General features: G+C 55.7%; 10 protein-coding genes. 3 read left to right on the forward strand and 7 right to left on the reverse strand.

What is annotated here, in order from left to right; translation table 11 throughout:
- Positions 1–37: 37 nt before the first annotated feature.
- Positions 38–1,108: a tRNA preQ1(34) S-adenosylmethionine ribosyltransferase-isomerase QueA gene (gene queA / locus GKC68_RS17145; protein ID WP_028724015.1), complete on the reverse strand. Its 1,071-nt coding sequence runs from the start codon at positions 1,106–1,108 to the stop codon at positions 38–40.
- Between the two features lie 101 nt (positions 1,109–1,209).
- Between queA and GKC68_RS17150 the strand changes: the two genes are divergently transcribed.
- The 3 genes from GKC68_RS17150 (at position 1,210) to GKC68_RS17160 (ending at position 4,091) form a co-directional block, all read left to right on the forward strand.
- Entirely contained in the window at positions 1,210–1,791 is a 582-nt protein-coding gene (locus tag GKC68_RS17150; RefSeq protein WP_047714439.1) for an ACP phosphodiesterase, read from the forward strand.
- A gap of 219 nt (positions 1,792–2,010) precedes the next feature.
- Positions 2,011–2,823: an inositol monophosphatase family protein gene (locus GKC68_RS17155; protein WP_028724017.1), complete on the forward strand. Its 813-nt coding sequence runs from the start codon at positions 2,011–2,013 to the stop codon at positions 2,821–2,823.
- Positions 2,823–4,091 carry a histidine-type phosphatase gene (locus tag GKC68_RS17160; protein ID WP_110957234.1) on the forward strand — a complete coding sequence of 423 codons (1,269 nt, stop codon included), beginning with the start codon at positions 2,823–2,825 and terminating at the stop codon, positions 4,089–4,091. Before GKC68_RS17155 ends, GKC68_RS17160 begins: the two co-directional genes overlap by 1 nt.
- Before the next feature lie 239 nt (positions 4,092–4,330).
- Here GKC68_RS17160 and proY read toward each other — a convergent pair whose 3' ends face one another.
- From proY to phoB, 6 genes are all read right to left on the reverse strand, one after another.
- Positions 4,331–5,677, reverse strand: coding sequence for a proline-specific permease ProY (proY, locus tag GKC68_RS17165; protein WP_013024849.1), 1,347 nt, complete (start codon positions 5,675–5,677; stop codon positions 4,331–4,333).
- Positions 5,678–5,747: 70 nt separating this feature from the next.
- Complete coding sequence (gene brnQ, locus GKC68_RS17170) at positions 5,748–7,067, reverse strand: branched-chain amino acid transport system II carrier protein (protein ID WP_342656358.1); 1,320 nt, start codon at positions 7,065–7,067, stop codon at positions 5,748–5,750.
- A gap of 389 nt (positions 7,068–7,456) precedes the next feature.
- On the reverse strand, positions 7,457–8,560 hold the full coding sequence (locus tag GKC68_RS17175) for a cobalamin-independent methionine synthase II family protein (protein WP_028724022.1): 1,104 nt from the start codon (positions 8,558–8,560) through the stop codon (positions 7,457–7,459).
- A 319-nt stretch (positions 8,561–8,879) separates the two neighbouring features.
- The gene (locus GKC68_RS17180) at positions 8,880–9,800 is read right to left on the reverse strand and encodes a PstS family phosphate ABC transporter substrate-binding protein (protein ID WP_028724023.1); all 921 of its coding nucleotides are present in this window, start codon (positions 9,798–9,800) and stop codon (positions 8,880–8,882) included.
- An 18-nt stretch (positions 9,801–9,818) separates the two neighbouring features.
- Positions 9,819–11,132, reverse strand: coding sequence for a phosphate regulon sensor histidine kinase PhoR (gene phoR / locus GKC68_RS17185; RefSeq protein WP_013024845.1), 1,314 nt, complete (start codon positions 11,130–11,132; stop codon positions 9,819–9,821).
- A 14-nt stretch (positions 11,133–11,146) separates the two neighbouring features.
- Entirely contained in the window at positions 11,147–11,836 is a 690-nt protein-coding gene (gene phoB / locus GKC68_RS17190) for a phosphate response regulator transcription factor PhoB (protein ID WP_028724024.1), read from the reverse strand.
- Positions 11,837–11,879 lie beyond the last annotated feature (43 nt).

Raw genomic sequence — 11,879 nt, forward strand, 5'->3', positions numbered from 1 at the left:
CCATCGGAGAAACAGTCCGATGTTCAAAGTAAACAGATCAGGCGCCCACTTTTTCCAGCGGTGCCTGGGGGTTTTTGCTGATAAACATCGCGTCGCCGTAGCTGAAGAAACGGTATTCTTCCGCCACCGCCGCACGATAAGCAGCCATCGTGTGCTGATAACCGGCAAAGGCCGAGACCAGCATGATCAACGTCGATTCGGGCAAGTGGAAATTGGTGATCAGCGCATCAATTACCTGATACTCATAGCCCGGATAGATAAAGATTTGGGTGTCATCAAAGAATGGCGCAATCAGCGCATCCTGACTGGCTTTCGCTGCGCTTTCCAGCGAGCGTACCGAGGTGGTGCCTACCGCTACCACCTTGTTGCCGCGCGCTTTGCAGGCCAGCACCGCATCCACCACCTCCTGCGGCACTTCCGCATATTCGGCGTGCATATGGTGCTCTTCAATCGTCTCTACGCGTACCGGCTGAAACGTCCCTGCCCCAACGTGCAAGGTGACAAAAGCCATCTCAACGCCTTTGTCTTTCAGCGCCTGAAGCAGCGGCTCATCAAAGTGCAGACCTGCGGTCGGTGCCGCCACGGCGCCAGGGCGCGCGCTGTAAACCGTCTGGTAAAGCTCGCGATCCGCCTCTTCATCCGGGCGGTCAATGTACGGCGGCAGCGGCATATGGCCGACGCTGTTAAGAATGTCCAGCACGGCACGGTCGTCTTCAAAGGCAATCTCGAACAGCGCATCGTGACGCGCGACCATCGTGGCTTTCACGCTCTCATCGTCGCCCAGCAGTAATTCTGCGCCGGGCTTCGGCGCTTTGGACGCCCGAACGTGTGCCAGCACGCGCTTGTCATCAAGCATGCGCTCTACCAGCATTTCAATTTTGCCGCCGCTGGCTTTACGCCCGAACACCCGGGCCGGGATCACCCGCGTGTTGTTAAACACCAGCAGATCGCCAGGCTGAAGCTTGTCCAGTACATCGGTAAAAACGCCATGGGCCAGCGCCCCGCTCGGGCCGTCCAGCGACAGTAAGCGACAACCGCTTCGCTGCGCCTGAGGGTAATGGGCGATAAGGGATTCGGGCAATTCAAAAGCAAAATCGGCGACACGCATGAAAGACTTCTTACTCAGAAAAACAGGCGGCACAGTTTAGCGGAAAATCGCACAATTCTGAACAACTGGCTGCGCACAGCGAGTTGCGCTTATAATAGCGCATGAATTTTCTTGCTCATCTTCACTTAGCCCATCTTGCAGGCAGCTCACTCCTCGGCAATCTGATGGCGGATTTTGTGCGCGGTGCGCCGCATCAACACTGGCCCAAACCGGTGGCCGACGGCATTCTGATGCATCGCCGGCTTGATGTCATGACCGATGCCTTGCCGGAAGTGCGTGAGGCACGCCAGCTTTTTCGGGCAGAAACCTACCGCGTTGCGCCCATTACCCTGGATGTCGTTTGGGACCATTTTCTGGCGCGTCACTGGGATCGCTTCCATCAGGCGCACTCGCTACAACAATTTTCGGCCAACGCCGAAAGCGAAATTGTTCCGCAGCTGGCTGCCACACCCGACGAATTTAAAGCGCTCAATGCCGTAATGTGGCGTGAACGCTGGCTCGAACATTACGCCGACCCGGAGCGTCTCGAACGGGTACTGAATGGCATGGCGAGCCGTCGCCCCAGGCTGGCCGCCCTGCGCGACTCCTATCACGATTTTACGGCGCATTACTCCGCGTTTGAGGCCTGCTTTTTTCAGTTTTATCCGCGTCTGATGCAGCTGGCCACCGATCAACAGTTGTAATCTTCCCCTGACGGCGTCAGGTTTGTGAGCGCATTTCATCGCACCACAAACCTGTAACGCTGAAAAAGCGCGCAGTCAGTAGCACAGCCATATTGCCATTGGTTCCGGTCTGCGGCTTAATAAGCCTTGCTTAACTATGATTCACGATGCTCTCACTGTCAGACCGCCTGTTCAGGCGCTTCCTTTATCCGATATGTTTTAAAATCATAAGAGGGAAACATGTCATCCGCTCTGCATTCTGAGATTGACGCGCGCTATCATTACGCCTGCGAAATCGCCCGTGCGGCCGCAAGCCGCGCCTGGTCATGGTATCAACAGCGTCAAAAACTGGTGGTGGAACATAAGAGGGACCTTCAGGATGTGGTCAGTGACGCTGACCGCAACGTTGAAGAATTAATTAAGTCACTGATTTCAGAGCGCTATCCTGATGATGCCGTTCTGGGAGAAGAGAGCGGCGGTGACACTCAGGGTGCCCGTATCGTATGGGTGATCGATCCCATCGATGGCACCGCCTGTTTTGTGAACGGGTTGCATAACTGGTGCGTATCGCTGGCAATTGTTTGCGACGGTGAGCCCGTCGTGGGCGTGATTTGCGATCCCAATCATCACGAACTGTTTCATGCCCGCAAAGGCAGTGGTGCCTGGCTCAACGATACCCGGCTAGAGGTGCATAAAGCCCAACAGCTTAATGAGGGCCTGCTGGGAATCAGTAATTCCAGTCGGGTTCCCGGCGAGCACGTGACGCAGCTCATCGAAGCCCTGCTCAGGCAAGGCGGGATGTTTATTCGCATCGGCTCCGGCGCGTTAACCAGTGCCTGGGCCGCTGCAGGTCGCTTGATTGGCTATTACGAAGCGCATATGCATCCGTGGGATGGCCTGCCGGGCATCGTATTGATGCGCGAGGCCGGAGGAGTGACTAACGATTATTTGCGCAACGACGGCCTGAAAAAGGGCAATCCTGTTTTGCTGGCGAATGCGGTAATCTATCCGCAAATTAAAGCGCTGCTCGCCACGCACGAAATTGAGGATTGATGATGGCTGCCTGTCTGCCCCGACATTGGTTTATGCTCTGCACTTTTTGGCTCATGGCGGGGCCGCTGCACGCCGCCCCCGAGTACCAACTTGAGAAAGTCGTGGAGCTGAGCCGACACGGGGTACGTCCGCCGACGCCGGGTAACCGCACAGAGATTGAAGCGGCAAGCGAGCAGCCGTGGTACGTCTGGAGCACGGCGGACGGCGAACTGACGGGCCATGGCTACAGCGCGGTGGTCAATAAGGCCCGCTGGGAAGGGGAGCACTATCGCCAGTTGGGTTTACTTAACGCAGGTTGCCCTGACGCGAAGGCGATCTATGTCCGCGCCAGCCCGCTGCAGCGCACGCGGGCGACTGCCGAAGCGTTGGTGGATGGCGCGTTTCCCGGCTGTGGCGTGGCGATTCATACCGTCGCCGGCGATATCGATCCTCTCTTTCAAACCGAGAAACTGCCTTTTGCCCATACCGATCCCCAACGTGAACGGGAGGCAAAACGTCACGCGGCCGGGGATTTAGCGCAGCGTCAGCAGCAGCTTCAGCCCGCGATCACGCTGCTTAAACAGTCGGTATGCCGGTCCGGCAGCGATTGCCCCTTTTTCGATCGTCCGTGGGCGTTGAAACAGACGAAAAGCGGAAGCGTCTATGTTGAGGGCCTTAGCGCCATGGCCGCCATGGTCGAGACGTTGCGTTTGGGCTACAGCGAGAACCTCCCTTTCGCGAAACTGGCATGGGGACACATCACCTCTGCCCGGCAGATCACCGCTCTGCTTCCTCTGCTCACCACGAATTATGATCTCAGCAATGACGTGCTCTACATGGCACAACGTCACGGTTCCCTGCTGCTGTCCCAGATGCTTGAGGCCATTAAAGGTAACGACCCTGACGTGCGCTGGCTGCTTCTGGTGGCACATGACACCAACATTGCGATGGTGCGCCGCTTAATGGGCTTTGAATGGCAACTGCCGGGTTATACGCGGGGCAATATCCCCCCTGGCAGCAGTCTGGTACTGGAACGCTGGCGCGACAGTAAGACGCATCAGCGCTTCCTGCGCCTCTATTTCCAGGCACAAAGTCTGGACGGCCTGCGACAGTTACAACCCGTGAACGACAGCCATCCGCTTTTACGTCAGGAGTGGCGGCAACCCGGATGTCAAATCACCGCAGTCGGGACGCTGTGCCCGTTGCAAGCTGCCCTGACGCAGTTGGGTAAACACCTGGATAACGACGCGATGGTGCCGGTCAGCATGATCTTGCCGCCTTCGGGCTAATAAACCCAGACAGGCCGGGCGTTTACGCTGATGCGCGCGCTGGCATTTGTCTTATTTTACGGCAACTTATTTAACGGGGATGCATTTTGCATTAGCATGATTTTGTCAATCATCCCTCTGTTTGTTTCACTTGCCCTGTCCCGTTTCGGCGAGTCATTTCGCCGATTTTATTTTGTGTTGCCGGTCATTATTGGCTGCCCCAGCCCCGCACATATTGGGACCAGGACAGCAAGCGTGGGTTATTTGCGCACCAGCTTATAGCCCAGCAACAGCACCACAATCCATACCATCCCGACATACAGCGAAACGCGGGTATCCGGGAAATAGCCGATCAGGCCAATGATGAAACATAAAAACGCCACGCCTGCGCCTGCCGTCCAGCTTCCGCCGGGCAAGGCAAAGGTTAACGTCCGGGCGGCCGCTTTGCCGATCTTACGTCGAAACGCCATCTGCGACAGCAGAATCATGATCCAGACCCAAACGGTGGCAAAAGTCGCCAGCGAGGCGATAACCAGAAAGACTTTTTCTGGCATCAGGTAGTTGAGATACACCGCAATCAACATGGCGAACATCATCACCACCACCGTCACCCAGGGAATACCGCGTTTAGAGACCTTCATGAACATTTTAGGTGCATGACCCTGCTGGGCCATACCGTGCAGCATACGTCCAACACCAAACACATCGCTGTTTATCGCCGACAGCGAGGCGGTCAGCACCACAAAATTCAGGATGGACGCGGCGGCGGCAATGCCCAGATGCTGGAACGTCAGAACAAACGGGCTGCCGTTAGTGCCGACCTGATTCCACGGGTAAATGGACATGATGACAAACAGCGTGCCCACGTAAAACACCAGGATACGCATCGGAACCGAGTTGATAGCGCGTGGGATTGAGGTTGCGGGATCTTTGGCTTCACCCGCCGTAATACCGATGATTTCAATGCCGCCATAGGCAAACATCACCATCTGCAGCGACAGCAACATCCCAACGATACCATGGGCAAAAAAGCCGCCATTGGTCCACAGGTTATGGATACCGGTCGGTTGGCCGCCGTTGCCAATCCCCCAGACGATCATGCCAAACCCGGCCAGAATCATCACAATGATGGTCGCGACCTTAAAGAAAGAGAACCAGAACTCTACCTCACCAAATACCTTCACGCTCATCAGATTGACCGCGCCGATGATCAGCACCACGCTCAGCACCCAGATCCAGTGCGGCACCTCCGGAAACCAGACGCCCATATAGATCCCGAACGCGGTGACGTCGGCGATGGCCACGATCAGAATTTCAAAGCAGTAGGTCCAGCCGGTGATGTAACCCGCCATTGGCCCGAGATAATCCTGTGCATAGCGGGAAAAAGAGCTGGCCTGAGGGTTATTGACCGACATCTCACCCAGCGCGCGCATGATGATGTACGCCACCGCACCGCCAATAATATAGGCCAGCAGTACGCTGGGGCCCGCCATTTTGATGGCGTCCGCCGAGCCGTAGAACAGCCCGGTGCCGATCGCCGATCCCAGCGCCATAAAACGGATGTGGCGCGTGCTCAGTCCGCGTTTGAGCTTGTTGGTTTCTTGCATAACAACCTGTACCTGTGAAATGAAAAAACCACGGGCAAGCCCGTGGTTAAAGAAGAATCAATCTTAGCCGTTACGAGTGAACCGACACCTGTTCAGCCCCTTTTAACCGATCGACCAGCGCCACAATCAGCAACATCACCAGTGATGGCGGCAACCAGGCAAGGCCCTGGTCGGCTAACGGCAGATGCTGACTCAATGTGGGTAACGCTGCTGTAAACCCGGTGGTTTTGATGGCGTCAAGGATACCAAAGAGCAGGCTGACCAGCATAGTCGGCGCGATAATACGGCTGCTTTTATTCCACCAGTTCAGCGTAAAACTCAGCACGACAAGCACGATACAAGGCGGATAAATAGCCGTCAGCACCGGAATCGAAATCTGAATCAGATGGCTCAGCCCCAGGTTCGATACCACCATCGAGAACAGGCCCAGTACAAAGACCAGCGTTTTGTAAGACAAGGGCAAATACTGTGCGAAAAACTCTGCGCAGGCACAGGTCAGGCCGACCGCGGTCACCATACAGGCAATAAAAATCAGGGCGGCAAGGAAGAAGCTGCCCATGTTACCAAAGGTCTGCTGAACGTAAGCATGAAGAATTGCCGCACCGTTGGCATTCTGATCCACTAATGCACCACTGCCTGCGCCCAGTTTAAACAGGCTGAGGTAAACCAGGGTCAAACCCATGCCGGCGATAATCCCGGCTAAAACCGTGTAACGAGTTAACAGCGCTGCATTATCAATCCCGCGCGAACGTGCTGCGTTGACAATGACAATGCCGAAGACCATCGCGCCCAGCGTATCCATGGTGAGATAGCCGTTAACAAAACCACTGGAAAATGCGGCGCGCTGATAGTCCGCCGTGGCAGGAATGGTTCCTCCCGCCGGCCACAGCAGAGCCGCGACGCCCAGCAGCGTCAGGGCTGCAATTTTTAGCGGTGCCAGAAAATGGCCGACCGTATCCAGCAATTTCCCCGGATAGAGGGAAATCACCATCACCAGCACAAAGTAAATCAGGCTGTAGATAAACAGCGGCAGTTCACCATCGCCGGTAAGCGGAGCAATGCCCACCTCAAACGAGACCGTAGCGGTACGCGGCGTGGCAAAAAGCGGCCCTACCGCCAGGTAGCAGACCGTGGCCAGAACCACACCCGCCACTTTGCCAATGGGCGTGCTCAGGGCATCAATCCCGCCGCCGACGCGCGCCAGGGCGATCACGGTGATAACGGGCAGACCGACTGCGGTAAGCAGAAAACCAATAGCGGCCATCCAGACATGTTCGCCTGACTGAATACCTACCATGGGAGGAAAGATGATGTTACCCGCACCAACAAACAGGGCAAACGTCATGAAGCCCAGCGCGAGAATGTCTTTAACGGTTAAACGATGTGTCATACGGCCTGTCACTGATGTTGCGATGAAAGATAAGTTTGCGTTGCCCCCTCGCTGCGTTAGTACAACGACCGACCAGATGATGACAGCGCATTATGCGCAGCGTCGGGTTTAGCGCAGGTGATTTAAGCTGCTTTTTTTCTGTTCACAGAGGGATAATCGACAACGGCGGTAAGTAAAACGTTTATAGCGAAGAAAGGCAATACGGGATCGGAAAACCAGAGGGTTATTTCGCAATTTGAATCAATATTAGAGGATCACATCAATATTCGCTGCAACAGCATCAGATGATGTGCTTTAAAAATAAACAAGCGATGGTAAATATCAGCATAAAGGCGGGTTTGTATGCACAAGTGGCGCATTTATTGCGCCACGCTGCACGCATTCCGCTATCACCAGACCTGATTCGCGACGTTCACGACCAGTCGAATCTTCTGCCACTGCTCTGCTTCGCTCAGGCTGTTGCCCTCTTCCGTTGAGGCAAAACCACACTGCGGACTGAGGCAAATCTGATCGAGGCTGATGTACTGGGTCGCTTCCTCCAGGCGCGCTTTCACCTGTTCGGCATCTTCCAGTTCACCCACCTTCGTGGTAATTAAGCCAAGCACCGCCTGCTGATGACCGGGCTTGATGAACCGCAGTGGTTCGAATCCGCCAGAGCGATGATTGTCGTATTCAAGGAAAAACGCGTCCACATTCACGGAGCCGAACAGGATCTCGGCCACCGGCTCGTAGCCACCTTCAGAGATCCAGGTGGAGCGGAAATTGCCACGGCACACATGCAGGCCCACGGTCAGGTCGGCCGGTTTCCCTTCTAACGCCTTATTCAGGACGCGCGCGTAGGTGCGGGCCAGCTGGTCTGGATCGTCGCCACGTTCGCGGATCTCCCGCTTTTGATCGTCTGAACAAAGGTAGGCCCAGACAGTATCGTCCAGCTGTAAGTAGCGACAGCCGGCGTCGTAAAAGGCTTTGATCGCCTCTTTGTAGGTCTGTGCCAGATCGTCAAAGTACACATCAAGATCGGGGTAAACGTCAGCGTCAATGACTTTTCGGCCGCCGCGAAAATGCAGCACGCTTGGGCTGGGAATCGTCATTTTGGCTACCGCATCGCCTGCTACGCTCTGCAGGAAACGAAAATGATCCAGCATCGGATGCCCGTCAAAACCCAGTTTGCCGGTGATTTTTACGCCGTGCGCTTTCGTCTGCACGCCGTTAAACTGAATGCCCTGCTCGGCTTCAAAATGCTCAACACCTTTCAGACCGTAGAAAAAGTCAAAATGCCACCAGCCGCGGCGAAATTCGCCATCGGTCACGACCTTGAGGCCATTTTCACGCTGCTTCGCGACCACGTCCCGAATCGCGTCGTTTTCAATATCGCGCAGTTCATCAGCGCCGATCTCACCTGCATGAAATTTTTCGCGGGCATGCTTAATCGCGGCGGGACGGAGAAAGCTGCCAACGGTGTCGGCGCGAAACGGGGCGGTTTGTCTTTGCATGATCACTCCTGGTCACCGGCCAGATAATTTCGGGCGGGAATAGTTACACAATGTTATTTTAGCCTTCCAGATGGCTAAACGTCTGGATGTAGATTCCCACGCGATGTGCGCATGTGCAACCGAAAAAAATTCACTGGAGATGAAATAATTTCATGTTGCGAGGCCGGATTCTGACTGTGCTCTCTTTGAGGTTTGCACCGAGGCATTCAGCGGGGATTTATGCCCCTGATGCGGCACTGCGCCCCGCCAGCCGCGCGGCAGGAACGGAAAAACATTGACGAGGGCGATAACCCGTTTGGCTGTGGGCGAGCGACGAAACTTAGCGGAGGGAGGCGCGCGCCAGGTTCATTTGCGTTTCAGACAGCGGCAGATAGCCGGCCTCGATGACGCGCTGCTGCCCTGCATTAGACAGAACCTGTTCCAGAAAAGCGGCTAACAACGGCGGCAAGGGCTTACCTGGCACTTTATTAACGTACAGATAGAGCGGACGTGCCCAGGGATAGCGACCGCTGCGGATAGATTCAGGATCGGGCGCAACGGCTTCCCCGCTTTTTGTCATAACCGGCAGCAGTTTTACCCCACTCAGGTGAAAACCGAAGCTGGCATAACCGATGCTGCGCGGATCCCCGGCGACCGCCTGTACCACCGCCGCCGAGCCGGGAAACTCCGCCACGTCGTTGCGAAAATCGCCCTGACACAGCGCCTGCTGCTTGAAGAATCCCCAAGTGCCAGAGGCCGAGTTGCGGCCATAGCGCTGGATAGATCGCTGCTGCCACTCAGCCTGATGCAGACCCAAATCGCCCCAGCGTTCGGGCACCTGCTGTGCGCCACACAGACGGGTGACGGAGAACAACGCATCAAGCTGGCGGGGAGTGATGGACGACAACGGATTGCGCTGGTTCACCACCACCACCAACGCGTCCATCGCCACCGGCACGGCCAACGGAGGATAACCGTATCGCGCCTCAAACGCCTGACGCTCATCCGCCTGCATGGGACGGCTCATTGCCCCTAACTGGACGGAGCCGGCCGTCAGCGCGGTTGGCGCCGTTGAGGAACCCGATGCCTGAACCTGCACATTTACCCCGGGCGACTGGCGGCTAAAGTCATCGCCCCACAGGGTCATCAGATAGCCGAGCGTGTCCGAGCCTGCGCTGCTGAGATTGCCTGAAAGCATCACAGGCTGCGCCTGCACCAAGGCAGGCAAGAGAGAAAAGAACAGCAAAAAAAGAAGGCGCATCGTTCGGTCCGTCAGCAGTTAATGAACCGCATTCTCCTGCATCCCGTTAGTCACAATCAACCGGGGTGCCAGGGTAAAGGTAAAACAGGTTTCCTGGTGCGGGATGCTGGTGATCTCCAGCCGCGCATTGTGATGGCTGAGCGCATGCTTCACGATGGCCAGCCCAAGACCGCTGCCGCCGGTCGCACGTGAACGCGCTTTATCCACCCGATAAAACCGCTCTGTCAGGCGCGGGATGTGCTCAGGTGGAATGCCGGGGCCGTTATCACAGACGGTAAATACCGCGCCCTGCTTGCTGCGCAGCCAGCTGATATCAATGCGCGTCCCCTCGGGCGTGTGGTTCACCGCGTTGTAGACCAGGTTGGAGATAGCACTGCGAAGTTGTTCATCATTGCCAAACACTTTCAGGTGAGGATCGGTATGAAAATGGATGGCGTGACGTCCGCCGCTCAGGGTTTCAGCTTCATGCTGCAGGAGTTTGAGCATAACCGGTACATCAACCTTTTCTTTCAGATTAATGGCCGGAGCCGCCTCAATGCGCGACAGCGTCAGGAGCTGTTTGACCAGGCTGTCCATCCGCCGGGTTTGCTCCGACATGGTGTGCAACGCTTTGTCCCGTGAGCGCTGATTCATGACGGAGTCATTCATCATCTCCAGATAGCCCTGAAGCACGGTTAAAGGCGTGCGCAGTTCATGGCTGACGTTGGCAAAGAAGTTTCGCCGTGCCCCTTCAAGCTGATGCATCTGGGTTACGTCGCGAGCCACCATCAACCACTGGCCTTCGCTGTAGGGCATCACACGGAATTCCATGTGGTGCTGGTTATTCAGCACCAGGGTGAGTGGCTTATCGAAATCACGTTGCCGCAGATAGCGAGAAAATTCAGGATAACGCAGCAGATTAAGGATATTTTGCCCGTTATCTTCTGGCCAGCGCAGCCCCAGATGCTGCTGTGCCAGGCCGTTGCACCAGAAAATAGTCCCCTCTTCGGTGGTGAGTATCACGGCGTCCGGCAGCGACTCCGCCCCGCTGCGAAAGCGCTTTATCAGATTACCTAATTCGCGCCGCCGCCGCCGGTTGCGCAGTTGCATTTGATACAACCCGTAGAACAGCGGTTCCCAACTGGCCTGTCCGGACGGTGGCGTCATCGTACGATCCAGCCACAACCAGTGAGAGAGGCGCATCAGGTTGTAAAAATGCCACAGTAAAATACCGACTACGCTCAGTAACAGCAGCCACGGCAAATAGCCGAACAGCAGGCCGAGCACCAGCGCAGGCAAACACGCCAGCACCAGTTCGGACAGTAATCTCTTCCAGGAGAGGCGTTCCAGCACGGTTAAAGCTCCGTTTAAAAGCGGGCAGAGAAACGGTAACCTGTTCCGCGTACGGTTTGTACCATGCGATCGTGGCCGGTCAGTTCCAGCGCCTTACGTAAACGACGAATATGAACGTCAACCGTACGATCTTCAACATAGACGTTAGTGCCCCAGACATGATTGAGTAACTGCTCACGACTGTAAACACGTTCAGGATGGGTCATAAAGAAATGCAGCAGCTTGTATTCTGTCGGCCCCATTTCCAGCGGTGTGGTTTCTGACATCACGCGATGCGAAGAGGGATCCAGGCTCAGGCCCTGCATTTCGATCACTTCTTCTACCGCCATCGGCGAAATACGACGCATAACGGCTTTAATTCGCGCCATCAGCTCTTTCGGGGAAAAGGGTTTGGTGATGTAGTCATCGGCACCGACTTCCAGTCCGCGTACCCGATCTTCTTCCTCGCCGCGCGCGGTGAGCATCATGACCGGTATATCACGCGTCATGGCTTCACGCTTAAGATGTTTAATAAATTGTATGCCGCTGCCGCCAGGTAACATCCAGTCCAGCAGGATCAGGTCAGGCCAGGGTTCAATCAGCTTGCTGACGGCGCTGTCATAATCTTCTGCCTCAATCGGCTGATAATCGTTTTGTTCCAGTACGAAACATAACATTTCACGGATTGGAGCTTCATCTTCCACAACTAAAATGCGCTTAGCCATTATTACTCCTGCAGGTAGGACGGCTTTCACTGATATTTGCGGC

The sequence above is a fragment of the Pantoea sp. RSPAM1 genome (genome assembly GCF_038816185.1).
In the GTDB taxonomy this organism is placed as follows: Bacteria; Pseudomonadota; Gammaproteobacteria; order Enterobacterales; family Enterobacteriaceae; genus Pantoea; species Pantoea ananatis.